Annotated in this window: 1 protein-coding gene; it reads right to left on the bottom strand. The window is 76.2% G+C overall.

Features of this window, described 5'->3' with window-relative positions; genetic code table 11:
* Positions 1–18929 (bottom strand): SDR family NAD(P)-dependent oxidoreductase (locus tag ACFVGY_RS28015; RefSeq protein WP_385681997.1); only part of this gene is annotated, 18929 nt, incomplete at its 3' end.
* Positions 18930–18961 lie beyond the last annotated feature (32 nt).

Genomic DNA, 18961 nt, shown 5'->3' with positions numbered 1-18961 from the left:
GACAGGAAGTCCGGCCTCACGCCCCAGGACTCCAGCAGCCGGAACAGCGCCACCTCGACGGCGAACAACGCCGGCTGCGTGTACTCCGTACGGTCGAGAACGGCCGCGTCGTCGCCGAACAGCACCTCCTTCAGAGGCAGTTCGAGGTGGACGTCCATGCGGGCGCAGATCGCGTCCAGGGCGTCCGCGAACACCGGGTGGGTGTCGTACAGCTCCCGGCCCGCGCCGGGGCGCTGGCTGCCCTGGCCGGTGAACAGGAAGGCGAGCTTTCCGGCGCCGGCGGCGCCCACGGCGTCCCGCGTGACCCCCGCGGCGGCCGGGTCGCCGTCCGCCAGGGCGGTCAGGCCGCGCAGCAGTTCGTCCCGGCCTGCCGCCACGACCACCGCGCGGTGGTCGAAGGAGGCGCGGCGGGTGGCCAGCGAGTAGGCCGCGTCCGCGGTTCCGGCGCCGGGCGCGCCCTCCAGGTGGGTGCGGAGGCGGGCCGCCTGGCCGCGCAGCGCGTCCGCCGACTTCGCGGACAGCACGTACGGCAGCACGGGCGCCGGACGGTCGTCCGCCGCGGCCGGGGTGAGGTCCTCCGGGGCCTGCTCGATGATCGTGTGGGCGTTGGTGCCGCTGATGCCGAAGGACGACACACCGGCGCGGCGCGGGCGGCCGGTCTCGGGCCACGGCAGGGACTCGGTCAGCAGCGAGACGGCGCCGTCCTCCCAGTCCACGTGCGGGGTCGGCTCGTCCACGTGCAGGGTCTTCGGCAGCACGCCGTGCCGCATCGCCATGATCATCTTGATGATGCCGGCGACACCGGCGGCGGCCTGGGTGTGGCCCATGTTGGACTTGATCGAGCCGAGCCACAGCGGCTCGTCGGCCGCGCGCTCCCGGCCGTAGGTGGCCAGCAGGGCCTGGGCCTCGATCGGGTCGCCGAGGGTGGTGCCCGTGCCGTGCGCCTCGACCACGTCGATCATGTCGCTGGTCAGGGCGGCGGAGGCGAGGGCCTGCCGGATGACGCGCTGCTGGGAGGGGCCGTTGGGCGCGGTCAGGCCGTTGCTCGCACCGTCCTGGTTGATCGCGGAGCCGCGGACCACGGCCAGGACCGGGTGGCCGTTGCGGCGGGCGTCCGACAGGCGCTCGACGAGCAGCATGCCCGCGCCCTCGGCCCAGCTGGTGCCGTCGGCGGCCGCCGCGAAGGACTTGATGCGGCCGTCGGCGGCGAGGCCGCGCTGCCGGCTGAACTCGGTGAAGGTGCCCGGCGTCGACATGACCGTGACACCGCCGGCCAGCGCCATGGTGCACTCGCCATTGCGCAGCGCCTGGATCGCCCAGTGCAGGGCGACGAGGGAGGACGAGCACGCCGTGTCGACGGTGACCGCCGGGCCCTCCAGCCCGAACGCGTAGGAGACGCGGCCGGAGGCGATGCTGCCGGAGTTGCCGGTGCCGAGGTAGCCCTCGACGCCGTCCGGCACAGAGGTGATCCGGGTGGCGTAGTCGTGGTACATGATGCCCGCGAAGACGCCGGTCCGGCTGCCGCGCACGGTGGCCGGGTCGATACCGGCCCGCTCGAAGGCCTCCCAGGAGGTCTCCAGCAGCAGCCGCTGCTGCGGGTCCATCGCCACGGCCTCGCGCGGGGAGATCCCGAAGAACGCCGGGTCGAAGCGGCCCGCGTCGTGCAGGAAGCCGCCGGAGCGGGTGTAGCTGGTGCCCTTGCCGTCCGGGTCCGGGTCGTACAGCGACTCCAGGTCCCAGCCGCGGCCCTGGGGGAACTCCGAGATGGCGTCGATGCCGCCGGCCACCAGGCGCCACAGGTCCTCGGGGGTCTCGACCCCGCCGGGGTAGCGGCAGCTCATGCCGACGATCGCGATCGGGTCCTCGTGGAGCGCGGCCCCGGGGGCGGCTGCGGGCGTCAGGGACCCGGAGGTGACGTGCTCGTCCGCGGACAGGCCCAGGACCTCGGCCATCAGGTACGCGGCGAGCGCGCTCGGCGTCGGGTAGTCGAAGACGAGCGTGGCGGGCAGCCGTTCGCCGGTGGCGGCCCCGAGCCGGTTGCGCAGTTCGACGGAGGTCAGGGAGTCGAAGCCGAGCTCCTTGAACGCCCGGTCGGCCGGCACCTCGTCGGTGGAGGTGTGGCCGAGCACGGTGGCCACCTCCGCCCGGACCATGTCCAGCAGGGCCGTCTCGCGCTCCCCGGCGGGCAGCCCGGTCAGCCGCGTACGGAACGCGGAGCCGTCGCCGGTGGCGCCCTGGCCCGCGGCGGCCCGGCGGGCGGCCGGCACCCGGACCAGGCCGCGCAGCAGGTCGGGGACCGTGCCGGTACGGGCCTGGGCGCGCAGGGCGGCCAGGTCGAGCGGGAGCGGGACGAGCAGCGGGTCGGCGGTGCGCCGGGCCGCGTCGAAGAGGGCGAGGCCGGTCTCGGGGGTGAGGGCGCCGATGCCGCCGCGGTTGATGCGCTCGCGGTCGCCGTCGGTCAGCTCGCCGCCCATGCCGCCGACGCCGGTCCACAGGCCCCAGGCCAGCGAGGTGCCGGCGAGGCCGGCCGCCCGGCGGTGGGCGGCGAGCGCGTCCAGGAAGGTGTTGGCCGCCGCGTAGTTGCCCTGGCCGGCGCCACCGAACACACCGGCGGCGGAGGAGAACAGGACGAACGCGGAGAGGTCCAGGTCCCGGGTCAGCTCGTGCAAGTTCCACGCCGCGTCCACCTTCGGACGCAGCACCGCCGACAGCCGCTCGGGGGTCAGCGACCCGATCACGCCGTCGTCCAGGACGCCGGCGGTGTGCACGACCGCGGTCAGCGGGCGCCCGGCCGGGATGCCGGCCACCACGGCCGCCAGCGCGTCCCGATCGGCCACGTCACAGGCCGCCCAGGCGACCTCGGCACCCAGACCCGCCAGCTCCGCCGACAACTCCGCAGCACCCTCGGCCGCCTCACCACGACGGGACACCAGCAGCAGGCGCCGCACGCCGTGCCCGGTCACCAGGTGCCGCGCGAACAGCCCGCCGAGCGAACCGCTCGCACCCGTCACCAACACCGTGCCGTCCGCGTCCCACGCCGGGGCGGCCTGATCGCTGGCCGGGACCGCGGTACGGGCCAGCCTCGGCACCAGCACGGCGCCGTCGCGTACCGCCACCTCGGACTCGCCCGAGCCGAGCGCCGCCGAGAGCGCCCCGGCCACATCGGCATCGGTCACATCGGCGTCGACGTCCACGAGCACCAGGCGGCCCGGGTTCTCGGACTGCGCCGACCGCACCAGACCCCACACGCCTGCGTGTGCCGGGTCCGCCACGCCCTCGCCCGGTACGGCCTCCACCGCTCCCCTGGTCAGGAACACCAGGCGGGCGTCCGCGGCCTGCTCGTCCGCCGGTCGGTCCTGGAGCAGCCGGAGCACCCGGGCGGTCTCGGTGTGCGCCACGGCGACCGGGTCCGCGCCGGCGGGCGTCGAGCACGGCACGACCAGGGCGGCCGCGGATTCGCCGGAGCCGCCGGAGCCGCCGGACCCGTCCAGCATCCGCCAGTCCTCGAAGGACCCGCCGGCGGGAAGCTCCGTCCACTCCACCCGGAACAGGGCGTCACGGGTGGCGTCCGGTGCCGTGGCGAGCTGGTCGCGGTTCACGGCGCGCAGGGCCAGTCCGGCCACCGAGGCGACGGGTGCACCGGTGGCGTCGGCGATGGTCAGGGCCACTTCGCCGTTGCGGGCCGTGGTCAGCCGCACCCGGAGCCCGGCGGCCCCGACCGCGTGCAGGGACACGCCGGACCAGGAGAACGGGAGCCGGCCTTCGCCGGCACCGGCACCCGCGGCGCCCAGTCCGAGCGCGTGCAGGGCCGCGTCGAGGAGGGCCGGGTGCAGGCCGAACCGGGCGGCCTCGGCCGCGGCGCCCTCGGGCAGGGCGACCTCGGCGTAGTACGCGTCCTGGTCGCGCCAGGCGGCGCGCAGGCCGCGGAAGACCGGCCCGTAGCCGAAGCCGGAGTCCGCGAGGCCCTCGTACAGGCCGTCCACCGGGACGGACTCCGCCCCGGCCGGCGGCCACTCGGTGAGGGTCTGCGGGGCCTGGCCGGTGCCGGGCGCGAGGACACCCGTGGCGTGCCGCGTCCACGGGGTGTCCGGGTCGGCGCCCTCGGGGCGGGAGTGCAGGGTCAGGCTGCGCCGGCCGCCCCGGCCGCCGGCGGCGCCGACGGAGAGCCGGAGCTGGGCGCCGCCCTGTTCGGGCAGCACCAGCGGCGCCTCCAGGGTGAGTTCGTCGACCAGGTCGCAGCCGACGTGCGTGCCCGCCCGGAGGGCGAGTTCGACGAAGGCCGTGCCCGGGAGCAGGGCGGAGCCCATGACCCGGTGGTCCCCGAGCCAGGGCTGGCCGGCCAGGGACAGCCGTCCGGTGAAGACGTGGCCGTCGGAGTCGGGCAGCTGGACCTCGGCGCCGAGCAGAGGGTGGTCGGCGGTGCCGAGACCGGCGGCGGTGACGTCGCCGTCCGCGCGGCCGGCGTCGAGCCAGTAGGGGGTGCGCTGGAAGGCGTACGTCGGCAGGTCGACCCGGCGGGCGCCGAGCGGGGCGTAGAACGCCCGCCAGTCGACGGGGGTGCCGCGGACGTGCGCGGTGGACAGGGCGGTGAGCAGGGTCTCGCACTCGGGGCGGCCGGCGCGCAGGGCGGCGGCGAACGCGGTGGAGCCGGGGTCGTCGGTCAGGCAGGCCTGGGCCATCGCGGAGAGGACGCCGTCGGGGCCGAGCTCGACGTACGTCGTGACGCCGGCGGCTTCGAGGGCGCGGACGCCGTCCAGGAAGCGGACGGCCTCGCGGACGTGCCGCACCCAGAAGTCGGCCGAGCCCATCTCGTCGGTGACGACGGTTCCGGTCAGGTTGGAGACGACCGGGATGCGCGGGGCGGCGTACGCGAGCCCCTCGGCCACCTGCCGGAAGTCCTCCAGCATGCCGTCCATGTGCGGCGAGTGGAAGGCGTGGCTGACCGTCAGCCGCTTGGTCCTGCGGCCGGGGAAGGCGTCCGCGACGGCAACGGCGGCGTCCTCGTCACCGGCGACCACGACCGACCGCGGACCGTTGACGGCCGCGATGCTCACGCCGTCCGTCAGCAGCGGGCGGACCTCGTCCTCCGTCGCCTCCACCGCGATCATCACGCCGCCGGCGGGCAGGGCCTGCATCAGCCGGCCGCGGGCGGCGACCAGGGTGCACGCGTCGTCCAGCGACAGCACGCCCGCCACGTGCGCGGCGGCGAGCTCGCCGATGGAGTGGCCGGACAGGAAGTCCGGCTGCACACCCCAGGACTCGACGAGCCGGAACAGTGCCACCTCGACGGCGAAGAGTGCCGGCTGGGTGTACTCCGTGCGGTCGAGGACGGCCGCGTCGTCGCCGAACAGTACGTCCTTCAGAGGCCGTTCGAGGTCGAGGCGGTCGCACACCTCGTCGAGCGCGGCGGCGAACACCGGGTGGGCGGCGTACAGCTCGCGGCCCGTGCCGAGGCGCTGGCTGCCCTGACCGGTGAACAGGAAGGCGAGCTTCTCGCCGGCCGCGGGCGTGCCCTGGACCAGTCCGCTCGCCGAGCGGCCTTCGGTGAGGGCGGCCAGGCCGGTGCGGAAGCCGTCGCGGTCCGCCGCGACGACGGTGGCGCGCTGCTCGAAGACGGCCCGGGTGGTGGCCAGCGAGAGGCCGATGCCGGCGGGCTCCGCCGCCGGGTCGGCGTCCAGGTGGGCGAGGAGCCGCTCCGCCTGGGCGCGCAGGGCTTCGGAGGTGCGGGCGGTCAGGTGCCACGGGAGCGCGGCCGGGGCCGCCGCCTGGCTGGCCGGGGCGTCCGGGGATGCCGTTCCGTCCGGGAGTTCGACGATGGCGTGGGCGTTCGTACCGCTCATGCCGAAGGAGGAGACGCCGGCGCGGCGCGGGCGGCCGGTCTCCGGCCAGGGGCGCTGCTCGGTGAGGAGGGAGACCGCTCCCGCGGACCAGTCGACGTGCGGGGACGGCTCGTCCACGTGGAGGGTCTGCGGCAGCACGCCGTGGTGCATGGCCTGGACCATCTTGATGATGCCGGCGACACCGGCGGCGGCCTGCGTGTGGCCGAAGTTGGACTTGATGGAGCCCAGCCACAGCGGGCTGTCCGCGGGCCGGTCCTGGCCGTAGGTGGCCAGGAGCGCCTGTGCCTCGATCGGGTCGCCGAGGCGGGTGCCCGTGCCGTGCGCCTCCACGGCGTCGACGTCGGCGGCGGTCAGGCCCGCGTTGGCCAGGGCCTGGCGGATGACCCGCTGCTGGGAGGGGCCGTTGGGGGCGGTGAGCCCGTTGGAGGCACCGTCCTGGTTGACGGCCGTGCCGCGGACGACCGCGAGCACCTGGTGGCCGTTGCGGCGGGCGTCCGACAGCCGCTCGACGAGGAGCATGCCGACGCCCTCGCCCCACGCGGTGCCGTCGGCGGCAGCCGCGAAGGGCTTGCAGCGGCCGTCGGCGGCGAGGCCGCGCTGGCGGCTGAACTCGGTGAACACGTCGGGGGTGGTGATGATGGTGACGCCGCCCGCGAGGGCGAGGGAGCACTCTCCGGAGCGCAGCGCCTGCGCGGCCAGGTGCAGGGCGACGAGCGAGGAGGAGCAGGCGGTGTCGACGGTGACGGCCGGGCCCTCGAAGCCGAAGGTGTAGGAGACGCGGCCGGAGGCGATGCTGCTGGAGCCGCCGGTGCCGAGGTAGCCCTCGACGCCTTCGGGGACGGTGTTCAGCCGGGACACGTAGTCGTTGTGCATCTGCCCGACGAACACGCCGACCTGCTGTCCGCGCAGGCCCGTCGGGTCGATCCCGGCCCGCTCGAACGCCTCCCAGGAGGTCTCCAGCAGCAGGCGCTGCTGCGGGTCCATGGCGAGGGCCTCGCGCGGGTTGATCCCGAAGAACGCGGGGTCGAAGTGGTGGGCGTCGTAGACGAAGCCGCCTTCCCGGGCGTAGGAGGTGCCGGGGTTGTCGGGGTCGGGGTCGTACAGCGCCTCGGTGTCCCAGCCGCGGTCGTCCGGGAGCTGGGCGATGCCGTCGCGCCCCTCGGCGAGCAGCTGCCACAGGTCCTCGGGGCTGCGGACGCCGCCGGGGAAGCGGCAGCTCATGGCGACGATGGCGATGGGGTCGTCGGCCTCGGCGGCGCCGGCACCGGCCGGGTGTCGCGGGAGGGCGGCCGCGGCGGCGGCCTCGGAGCCGAGGAGCTCGTCCTTGAGGAAGCCGGCGAGGGCCGTGGGGGTGGGGTAGTCGAAGACGAGGGTGGCGGGCAGGCGGACCCCGGCGGCGGCGCCGAGCCGGTTGCGGAACTCGACGGCGGTGAGGGAGTCGAAGCCGAGGTCCTTGAAGGCGCGGCCGGGTTCGACGGCGTCCGGCGTGGCGTGGCCGAGGACGGCGGCCACCTGGTCGCGTACGAGGTCCAGGAGCAGCGCGTCGCGCTCGTTCCCGGGGAGCCGGACGAGCTGCTCCACCAGCGGGGTTCCGGTGCCGGCGGTGGTGGCCTCAACGGCCCGTCGGGCCGGGGTGCGGACGAGGCCGCGCAGCAGGGCGGGGACCATGCTCGCGTCGGCCTGGCGCAGCGGGGCGAGGTCGAGCTGCATGGGGACGAGGTGGGCGTCGCCGGCGCGGTGGGCGGTGTCGAGGAGGGCCAGGCCCTCCTCGGAGGAGAGGCCGAGGACGCCGGAGCGCGTCATCCGGTCCTTGTCGGCGGTGTCGAGCTCGCCGGTCATGCCGCTGGCCTCGGCCCACAGGCCCCAGCCGAGGGAGGTGCCGGGCAGGCCGTGGGCCTGGCGGTGGCGGGCGAGGGCGTCGAGGAAGACGTTCGCGGCGGCGTAGTTGGCCTGGCCGGCGCCGCCGAAGGTGCCGGCGGCGGAGGAGAACAGGACGAAGTCGGCCAGGTCCAGCCGGCGGGTCAGCTCGTGCAGGTGGAGCGCGGCGTCGGCCTTGGGCCGCAGGACGCGGTCGACCCGTTCGGGGGTCAGGGCCGTGGTGATGCCGTCGTCGAGGACGCCGGCGGTGTGGATGACGGCGGTCAGCGGGTGTGCGGCCGGGATGCCGGCCAGGAGGGCGGCGAGCGCGTCGCGGTCGGCGGCGTCGCAGGCGGCGACGGTGACGTCGGCGCCCAGGGCGCGCAGCTCGGCGGCGAGTTCGGCGGCGCCCGCGGCGGCTTCGCCGCGGCGGCTGGTCAGGAGCAGGCGGCGGGCGCCGCGGACGGTGACGGCGTGCCGGGCGACGAGGGCGCCCAGGGTGCCGGTGCCGCCGGTGATGAGGACGGTGCCCTCGGGGTTCCACTCGGCGGGCACGGTGAGGACGATCTTGCCGGTGTGGCGGGCCTGGCTGAGGTAGCGGAAGGCCTCGGGGGCCTGGCGCAGATCCCAGGCGGCGACCGGGATCGGGCGCAGGGCACCGGCCCGGAACAGGCCGAGGAGTTCGGTGAGCATCTCCTGGATGCGGTCCAGGCCGGCCTCGGTCAGGTCGAACGCCTGGTAGCGGACGCCGGGGTGGGCGGCGGCGACGGCCTGCGGGTCGCGGACGTCGGTCTTGCCCATCTCGACGAAGCGTCCGCCGCGCGGCAGCAGCCGCAGCGAGGCGTCGACGAACTCACGGGCGAGGGAGTCCAGGACGACGTCGACACCGCGTCCGCCGGTGGCGGTGCGGAAGGCGTCCTCGAAGTCGAGGGTACGGGACGAGGCGATCCGGTCGTCGGTCAGGCCGAGTCCGCGCAGGGTGTCCCACTTGGCGGGGCTGGCGGTGGCGTGGACCTCGGCGCCCCAGTGGCGGGCCAGCTGGACGGCGGCCATGCCGACGCCGCCGGCGGCGGCGTGCACCAGGAGGGCTTCGCCCTGCTGCAGGCCGGCGAGGTCGTGGAGGGCGTAGTACGCCGTCATGAAGACGATCGGTACGGCCGCGGCCTCCGCGAAGGTCCAACCCTCGGGCATCGGGGCGATCATGCGGCGGTCGACGACGGCGAGCGGGCCGAAGGCGCCGGGCAGCATGCCCATGACCCGGTCGCCGGGGGCGAGGTCGGTGACGCCGGGGCCGGTCTCCAGGACGGTGCCGGCGCCTTCGGAGCCCATCAGGCCGGGGTCGCCGGGGTACATGCCGAGGGCGTTGAGGACGTCGCGGAAGTTGAGGCCGGCGGCGCGGACGGCGACGCGGACCTGGCCGGGCTCCAGCGGGGCCTCGGACTCCGGGCTGGGGAGGAGCGCGAGGTGGTCGAGGGTGCCCTTGTCCTCGATGTCCATGCGCCAGGCGGAGCCGTCCGCGGGCGGGGTCAGCGCGGTGCCCGCCGGGACCCGGGCGAGGCGGGGGGCGTGGACGGTGCCGCGGCGGACCGCGAACTGCGGCTCCCCGGTGGCGAGGGCGGCGGCGAGCAGGCCCGGGAGGGCGTCGTCCGCGGCGGGGGTGTCGAGGTCGGCGAGGACGAAGCGGTCGGGGTTCTCCGCCTGCGCGGTCCGGACCAGGCCCCAGACGGGGGCGTGGACGGGGTCGGCGAGGTCCCAGTCGCCCTGGGTGGCGACGGCTCCGCGGGTGACGAACACCAGGCGGGACTCGGCGAACCGGTCGTCGGCGAGCCAGGCCTGGACCAGGGCCAGGGCCCGGTGGGTGGCGGCGCGGACGGCGTCGGGGGTGAGCGCCCCCGCGTCGCCGGCGGCCGGGCAGGGGGTCAGGACGTACGCGGGGGCCGGGGCGCCCGCGTCCACGGCTGCGGCGAGGGCCGCCAGGTCGGCGTGGGTGCGGCCGGGCAGCCCGGTGCCGGAGCCGAGGACGGCCCAGGCGTCGCCCGGCTGCTCGTCCGGGGCGCCCGACGGCAGCGGCACGGTGGCCCAGTCGACGCGGAACAGCGACTCGTGGTGCACGGTGCGGGCGGCGCCGGCCAGCCGGTCGGCGGTGACGGGCCGCACCACCAGGCGCTCGACGACGGCGACGGGCGCGCCGGTGGTGTCGGCGACCTGGAGGGAAAGGGTGTCCTCGCCGCCGGTGGTGAGGCGGACGCGCAGGGCGGCCGCACCGACGGCGTGCAGGGACACGCCGCGCCAGGAGAACGGCAGCCCGCCCTGCCGGTCGCCGTCGGGGGACGGCTGGACGAAGGTGGCGTGCAGGGCGGCGTCGAGGAGGGCCGGGTGCAGGCCGAACCGGGCGGCGTCGGCCTGCCGGTCGTCGGGCAGGGCCACCTCGGCGTAGACGTCGTCGCCGAGGGTCCAGGCGGCGCGCAGGCCCTGGAAGACGGGTCCGTAGGCGAAGCCGCCCTGGCCGATGTGCTCGTACAGGCCGTCGACGGTGACGGCCTCGGCGCCGGCCGGGGGCCAGGCGGCGAGGTCGAACGCGGGCCGCGGGGCGCCGGCGGCGAGGACGCCGGTGGCGTGGCGGGTCCACGGCTCGTCGTCGGCGGCGTCCGGGTCGCCGGAGTACAGGTCCAGGGTGCGGCGGCCGTCCCGGTCGGGGGCGCCCACCACGATCTGCAGGCGGACCGCGGCGTGCGGGGCCAGGACCAGGGGGGCTTCGAGGGTGAGCTCCTCCAGCAGGTCGCAGCCGGCCTGGTCGCCGGCCCGGACGGCGAGCTCGACGAAGGCGGTGCCGGGCAGCAGGACGGTGCCCATGACGGCGTGGTCGGCCAGCCACGGGTGGGTGTCGAGGGAGAGCCGCCCGGTGAACAGGAGGCCCTCGCCGTCGGCGAGCGGCACGGCGGCGCCGAGCAGCGGGTGGTGGGCGGCGCCCAGACCGGCCGACTCGACGTCCCCGATGAAGCCGGCGGGGGCTTCGAGCCAGAACCGGCGGCGCTGGAAGGCGTACGTGGGCAGGTCGGTGCGGCGGGCGCCGGTCGCGGCGAAGTACGCGGTCCAGTCGACCGGGACGGTGCGGGTGTGGACGGCGGCGATGGCGGCGGCCAGCGCCTCGGGCTCGCTGCGGTCGCGGCGCAGGGCCGGGACGAACACGGCCCCGGTGGTGCCGTCGGTGTCGGTCAGGCAGTCGCGGCCGAGGCCCGACAGCACGCCCTGCGGGCCGAGTTCGAGGTAGGTGGTGACGTGCTCGCCGTCCAGGGTGCGGATGCCGTCGAGGAAGCGGACGGCTTCCCGGACGTGGGCGACCCAGTGCTCGGGAGTGCGCAGTTCCTCGCCCGCGAGCTCGCCGGTGAGGTTCGTGACGACGGGGATGGTGGGCGCGTGGTAGGTGAGGGAGGCAGCGACCTCGCGGAAGGCGTCGAGCATGCCGTCCATCAGCGGGGAGTGGAAGGCGTGGCTGACGGTGAGCCGCTTGGTCTGCCGGCCGCGGGACGCGAACTCGGCGGCGATCTCCAGCGCGAGGTCTTCCTCGCCGGAGACGACCACGGCGGAGGCGGAGTTGACGGCGGCGAGGCCGATCCGGTCCTCCTGGCCGGCCAGCAGCGGCCGGACCTCGTCCTCGGTGGCACTGAGCGCGATCATCGCGCCGCCCTCGGGCAGCTGCTCCATGAGCCGGCCGCGGGCGGCGACCAGGGAGGCGGCGTCGGGCAGGGTGAGGACGCCGGAGACGTGTGCGGCGGTGATCTCGCCGATGGAGTGGCCGGCGACGAAGTCGGGGCGTATCCCCCAGGATTCGACGAGCCGGTAGAGCGCGGTCTCCAGGGCGAACAGGGCGGGCTGGGTGTACCCGGTCCGGTCGAGGAGGTCGCCGTCCTCGGCGAACAGGACCTTTCCGAGCGGCTGTTCGAGGTGCGGGTCGAGGGCTGCGCAGACCTCGTCCAGGGCGGCGGCGAACACCGGGTGGGTCGCGTACAGTTCGCGGCCCATGCCGGGGCGCTGGCTGCCCTGCCCGGTGAACAGTACGGCGAGCCGGCCGTCGCCGGCGTCGTGCCGGACGAGCCGGGCGTGGTCGCGGCCCTCGGCGAGCGCGGCGAGCCCGGTCAGCAGCTCCGCCCGGTCGGCGGCGACGACGCCGGCCCGGCGGTCCAGGGCGGTGCGCCGGGTGGCCAGGGTGGAGGCCACGTCGGCGAGGGCCGCGTCGGGCTGTTCGGCGAGGTGGGCGGCGAGCCGGGCGGCCTGGGCGCGCAGGGCGTCGGGGGTGCGGCCGGAGAGGACGAACGGCAGCGGGCTGCCGGCGGGGAGGTCGGACCCGGGGGCGGCGGACCCGGGGGCGGCGGACCCGGCGTGCTCGGCGGCGGGCGGCTGTTCGATGATGACGTGCGCGTTGGTGCCGCTGACGCCGAAGGAGGAGATGCCCGCGCGGCGCGGGCGGCCCGTCTCGGGCCACTGCGCCTGCTCGGTGAGGAGGGAGACGGCGCCGGCGGTCCAGTCGATGTGCGGGGACGGCTCGCCGATGTGCAGCGACGCCGGCAGGACGCCGTGGCGCATGGCCAGGACCATCTTGATGATGCCGGCGGCGCCGGCGGCGGCCTGGGTGTGGCCGATGTTGGACTTGATGGAACCCAGCCGCAGGGGCTGGTCCGCGGACCGGTCCTGGCCGTAGGTTGCGATCAGGGCCTGCGCCTCGATCGGGTCGCCGAGGGTGGTGCCGGTGCCGTGTGCCTCGACGGCGTCGACGTCGGCGGCGGTCAGGCCGGCGTGGGTGAGGGCCTCGCGGATGACGCGCTGCTGCGAGGGGCCGTTGGGGGCGGTGAGCCCGTTGGAGGCGCCGTCCTGGTTGACGGCGGTGCCGCGGACCACGGCGAGGACCGGGTGGCCGTTGCGGCGGGCGTCGGAGAGCCGCTCGACCAGGATCATGCCGGCGCCTTCGGCCCAGCCGGTGCCGTCGGCGTCGGCGGAGAAGGACTTGCAGCGGCCGTCGGTGGACAGGCCCCGCTGGCGGCTGAAGTCGATGAAGGTGTCCGGGGTGGACATGACGGTGACACCGCCGGCGAGCGCCATGTCGCACTCGCCGCTGCGCAGGGCCTGCGCGGCCAGGTGCAGGGCGACGAGGGAGGAGGAGCAGGCCGTGTCGATGGTGACGGCCGGGCCCTCCAGGCCGAAGGTGTAGGAGATGCGGCCGGAGGCGACGCTGCCGGCGGTGCCGGTGCCGAGGTAGCCCTCCAGCCCCTCGGGGACGGCCGGGAGCCGGGTCAGGTAGTCGTGGTACATGACGCCGGCGAAGACGCCGGTGCGGCTGCCGCGCATCGCGGCGGGGTCGATGCCGGCGCGTTCGAAGGCCTCCCAGGAGGTCTCCAGCAGGAGCCGCTGGTGCGGGTCCATGGCGAGGGCCTCGCGCGGGTTGATGCCGAAGACGTCCGGGTCGAAGTCGGCGGCGTCGTGCAGGAAGCCGCCCTCACGGGTGTACGAGGTCCCGACCCGGCCGGGATCGGAGTCGTACAGCCCGTCGAGGTTCCAGCCGCGGTCGGTGGGGAACGGGGAGATCGCGTCGACGGAGCCGGCGACGAGCTGCCACAGCTCCTCGGGGGTGGTGACCCCGCCGGGGTAGCGGCACGCCATGGCGACGATGGCGATGGGCTCGTCGGCGACGGCCGGGACGGCGGCGGCGCTGCCCGTGGCGGCGGGGGCGGCCTGGTCGCCGAGGAGTTCGGTGCGCAGGAACGCGGCGAGCGCGTTCGGGGTGGGGTAGTCGAAGACGAGGGTGGCGGGCAGCCGGACGCCGGTGGCGGAGCCGAGGCGGTTGCGCAGTTCGACCGCGGTGAGCGAGTCGAAGCCGAGCTCCTTGAAGGCGCGGCCGGGGTCGACGGCGTCGGGGCCGGGGAAGCCGAGGACGGCGGCGACCTGGACGCGGACGGTGGCCAGCAGCAGCCGGTCGCGTTCGGCGGCGGTCAGGGGCAGCAGCCGCTCGGCGAGGCCGTCGGCGGGCGCGGCGCCCTGCGCGGCGGCGGTGCGGCGGGCGGCGGGCCGGACCAGGCCGCGCAGCAGCGGCGGGACCGTGCTCGCGTCGGCCTGGCGCAGCCCGGCCAGGTCGAGGTGCATGGGGACGGCGGTGGGCTCGCCGGTCTCGCGGGCGGTGTCCATGAGGGCGAGGCCCTCGGCGGAGGACAGTGCGGCGACGCCGGCGCGGGAGATCCGCTCCAGGTCGGTGTCGGCGAGATCCCCGGTCATGCCGCTGCGCTCGGCCCACAGGCCCCAGGCGAGCGCGGTGGCGGGCAGGCCTTCGGCGCGGCGGCGCTGGGCGAGGGCGTCGAGGAAGGTGTTGGCGGCGGCGTAGTTGGCCTGGCCGGCCGCGCCGAGGGTGCCGGCGGCGGCGGAGAACAGCACGAACGCGGCGGGGTCGAGGTCGCGGGTCAGCACGTGCAGGTTGACGGCCGCGTCGACCTTGGCGGACAGGACGTGGTCGATCCGCTCGGGGGTGAGCGCTTCGAGGATGCCGTCGTCGAGGACCCCCGCCGTGTGCACGACGGCGGTCAGCGGGTGCTCGGCCGGTACGGCGGCCAGCAGTGCGGCGAGCGCGTCGCGGTCGGCGGCGTCGCAGGCGGCCAGGGTGACCTCGGCGCCCAGCGCGCGCAGCTCCGCGAGGAGTTCGGGGGCTCCGGCGGCGGCCTCGCCGCGGCGGCTGGTCAGCAGCAGGCGACGGACGCCGTGCGCGGTGACCAGGTGGCGGGCGACGAGCCCGCCGAGGGTGCCGGTGGCGCCGGTGACCAGGGCGGTGCCGTCGGTGTCGAGCGGGCGGGCCTGGAGCCCCTCGGCCGCGGGCACGGCGGGGACGCGGGCGAGCCGGGGCATGACGGCGCGGCCCTCGCGGAGGGCGAGCTGTGCCTCGCCGGTGGCCAGGGCCGCGGGCAGGGCGCGCAGGGACTCCTCGCGGTGGTCCAGGTCGAGCAGGACGAACCGGTCGGGGTGCTCGGACTGGGCCGAGCGCAGCAGACCCCACAGCGGGGCGTGCGCCAGGTCGGGCACGTCGGAGCCGGCGGTGGTGGCGACGGCGCCGCGGGTGGTGAACACCAGGCGGGAGTCGGCGAAGCGGTCGTCGGCGAGCCAGGCCTGGGCCAGCTCCAGGGCGTGGTGCAGCGCGTCGGCGACGGCGCCGGGCAGCGCGGCGTCGACGGGGGTCGCCGCAGCACCGCGGGCGGCGGGGACGGACACGGGGACGACCACGGCCTGCGGGACCGGGCCGCCGGCCTCGACGGCCGCGGCGAGGGCGGCGAGGTCGGGGTGCGCGGCCGCGGTGGGCAGGACGGTGGTGAACCGGCCGGCCACCGAGTCGTCGCCGAGCAGGGCCCACTGGCCGGGGGCGACGGTGGTGGCGGCCGGGAGGGCCAGCGGGGTCCAGTCGACGCGGAACAGCGCGTCGTGGAAGGCGGTGCGGGCGGCCCGGACCTGGTCGGGGCTGACGGGGCGGAGCAGCAGGGCGTCGACGGAGGCGACGGGCGCGCCGGTCTCGTCGGCGAGGTCGACGGAGACGGTGTCCCGGCCGGCGGGGGCCAGGCGGACGCGGAGGGCGCGGGCGCCGACGGCGTGCAGGGCGACGCCGCTCCACGAGAACGGCAGCCGGCCGTGCTCGGTGTCCTCCAGCAGGGAGCCCATGCCGACGGCGTGCAGGGCGGCGTCGAGGAGGGCCGGGTGCAGGCCGAACAGGGCGGCCTCGGCGTGGGCCCGTTCGGGCAGGCGGACCTCGGCGAAGACCTCGTCGGCGCGCTGCCAGGCACCGGTCAGGCCCTGGAAGACGGGCCCGTAGGCGAATCCGGTGCCGGTGAGGTACGCGTACAGGCCGTCGACGGGGAGGGGCGTGGCGCCCTGCGGCGGCCAGGTGGCCAGGTCGGTGCCGGTCCCCCGGCCGGCCTGCGGGCCGGCGGGGGCGAGGAAGCCGGTGGCGTGCCGGGTCCAGGCGCCTTCGCCCCAGGTGTCGTCGGCGGCGTCCTCGGGCCGGGAGTGCAGGGTCAGCGAGCGCCGTCCGTCGGCCTCGGGCGTGCCGACGGCGAGCTGGATCTGGATGCCGCCGTGCGGGGGCAGGACCAGGGGGGCCTGGAGGGTGAGCTCGTCGAGGAGTTCGCAGCCGGTGTGCTCGCCGGCCTGGAGGGCGAGTTCGACGAAGGCGGTGCCGGGCAGCAGCACGGTGTCCATGACCGTGTGGTCGGCGAGCCAGGGGTGGGTGGCCAGGGAGAGGCGGCCGGTGAACAGGTAGCCGTCGCCGTCGGCGAGGGCGATGGCGGCGCCGAGCAGCGGGTGGTCGGCGGACCCGATGCCGGCGGCGGTGACGTCGCCGGTCCAGGCGGTGGGCTGCTCGGGCCAGTACAGGCGGCGCTGGAAGGCGTACGTGGGCAGGTCGACGCGGGTGCCGCCGCGGCCGGCGAAGACGGCCGGCCAGTCCACGGCGACGCCGTGGGCGTGGGCCGCGGCGACGGAGGTGGCGAACGCCGCCGGCTCCGGGCGGTCGGTGCGCAGGGCGGGCACGAACAGGGCGTCGCCGTGGTCGGCGAGGCAGTCCTGGGCGAGGGCGGTGAGGACGCCGCCGGGGCCCACCTCGAGGAAGGTGGTGACGCCGAGCGCGGCCAGGGCGCGTACGCCGTCGAGGAAGCGGACGGCCTCGCGGACGTGCCGCACCCAGTAGTCGGCGGTGCAGATCTCCTCGGCGGTCACGGAGGCGCCGGTGAGGTTGGAGACGATGGGGATGACGGGCGGCGCGTAGGAGACTGCTTCGGCGGCCTCGCGGAACGCGTCGAGCATGCCGTCCATCAGCGGGGAGTGGAAGGCGTGGCTGACGGTGAGCCGCTTGGTGCGGCGGCCGCGGGCGCGCAGCACGTCGGCGACCGCGGCGGCCGCGTCCTCGTCGCCGGAGACGACCACGGAGCGGGGGCCGTTGACGGCGGCGATGGACACGCGGTCGGTGAGGAGCGGGGTGACCTCGTCCTCGGTGGCCTCGACGGCGATCATCGCGCCGCCGGCGGGCAGGGCCTGCATCAGCCGGCCGCGGGCGGCGACGAGGGCGGCGGCGTCGGGGAGGGTGAGCACGCCGGAGACGTGGGCGGCGGCGAGTTCGCCGATGGAGTGCCCGATGAGGAAGTCGGGGGCGACGCCCCACTGTTCGAGCTGCCGGTAGAGGGCGACCTCGACGGCGAACAGGGCGGCCTGGGTGTAGGCGGTCTCGTCCAGCAGCGCCGCCCCGGTGCTGCCCTCGGCGGCGAACAGGACGTCGTACAGGGGGCGTTCGAGGTGGCGGTCGAGTTCGTCACGGACGGCGTCGAGGGCGCGGGCGAACGCCGGGTGGGTGGCGTACAGGTCGCGGGCCATGCCGGGGCGCTGGCTGCCCTGGCCGGTGAACAGGAAGGCGGTGTTGCCCTCGCCGACGGCGCCGAGGACCGCGGTGGCGGGCTGCTCGCCGGCGGCGAGCGCGTCGAGGTCGGCGAGGAGCTGCTCGCGGCCGTCGGCGAAGAGGACGGCGCGGCGGTCCAGGGCGGCGCGGCTGGTGGCGAGGGAGTGGCCGAGGTCGGTCAGGCCCGCGGGGTCCGCGGCGAGCTCGGGGTGGGCGCGCAGGTGGGCGGCCAGGCGGCCGGCCTGGGCGCGCAGCCCCTCGTCGCCGTGGCCGGAGACCGTCAGCGGCACCGGCCCGGTGGCGCCCTCCGCCGGTGCGGCGTCGGTGCCGGCACCGGCGTCGTCCGGGCTGGTGTTCGCGGTGCCGGTCTCCGCCGGCGCGGCGGGGGTGTCGGCGGGCGGGGCCTGCTCGATGACGGTGTGGGCGTTGGTGCCGCTGACGCCGAAGGAGGAGATGCCGGCGCGGCGCGGCTGGCCGGTCTCGGGCCACGGCACGGCCCGGGTGAGGAGTTCGACGTCGCCGGTGGTCCAGTCGACGGCGGTGGAGGGCCGGTCGATGTGGAGGGACTCGGGCAGGACGCCGTGCTGCATCGCGAGGACCATCTTGATGATGCCCGCGACACCGGCGGCGGCCTGGGTGTGCCCGAGGTTGGACTTGACGGAGCCCAGCCACAGCGGCCGGCCCTCGGCGCGGTTCTGGCCGTAGGTGGCGAGGATGGCCTGGGCCTCGATGGGGTCGCCCAGCGTGGTGCCCGTGCCGTGTGCCTCGACCGCGTCGACCTGCGCCGGGGTGAGTCCGGCGTTGGTGAGGGCCTGCCGGATGACGCGCTGCTGGGAGGGCCCGTTCGGGGCGGTCAGGCCGTTGGAGGCGCCGTCCTGGTTGATGGCACTGCCGCGGACCACGGCGAGCACCGGGTGCCCGTTGCGGCGGGCGTCGGACAGCTTCTCGACGAGGAGCATGCCGACGCCCTCGCCCCAGCCGGTGCCGTCGGCGCCCTCGGCGAACGGCTTGCACCGGCCGTCGGGGGCGAGTCCGCGCTGCCGGCTGAACTGTACGAAGGCGCGCGGGCTGGACATGACGGTGACGCCGCCGGCGAGGGCCAGGGAGCACTCGCCGTTGCGCAGGGCCTGCACCGCGAGGTGCAGGGCGACGAGCGAGGCGGAGCAGGCGGTGTCGACGGTGACGGCCGGGCCCTCCAGCCCGAAGGTGTAGGAGAGGCGACCGGAGACGACGCTCGCGGCGTTGCCGGTGAGGAGGTACTGCTCGACCCCCTGGGGGACCCCGTCGCGCAGCAGGTCGGGGTAGTCCTGGCCGTTGGTGCCGATGAACACACCGGCCTTGCTGCCGCGCAGGACGGCCGGGTCGATCCCGGCGCGTTCGAAGGTCTCCCAGGAGGTTTCCAGCAGCAGGCGCTGCTGCGGGTCCATGCCGAGGGTCTCGCGCGGGCTGATCCCGAAGAAGGCGGCGTCGAACTCACCGACCCGGTCGAGGAATCCGCCCTCGCGGGTGTACGAGGTGCCGCTCCGCTCGGGGTCGGCGTCGTACAGGGACTCGATGTCCCAGCCGCGGTCGGTGGGGAAGTCGGTGATGGCGTCGCGGCCTCCCGCGACCAGGTCCCACAGGCCCTCCGGCGACTCGATGCCGCCGGGGAACCTGCAGGCCATACCGACGATCGCGATGGGTTCGGGCTCCTGGGCCTCGACCTCGCGAAGGCGCTGCCGCGTCTGGTGCAGATCGGCCGTCACCCGCTTCAAGTAGCCGAGGATCTTGTCCTGATCCGACGCCTGACCCGCCATTGGAACCTCACCCATGTTCGTCACAAACCCTTGTGCTGCTACTGCCTGCTGTCCGC

Source organism: Streptomyces sp. NPDC127106 (genome assembly GCF_042677605.1).
In the GTDB taxonomy this organism is placed as follows: domain Bacteria; phylum Actinomycetota; class Actinomycetes; order Streptomycetales; family Streptomycetaceae; genus Streptomyces.
This window is presented reverse-complemented; position numbering and strand designations above follow the sequence as displayed.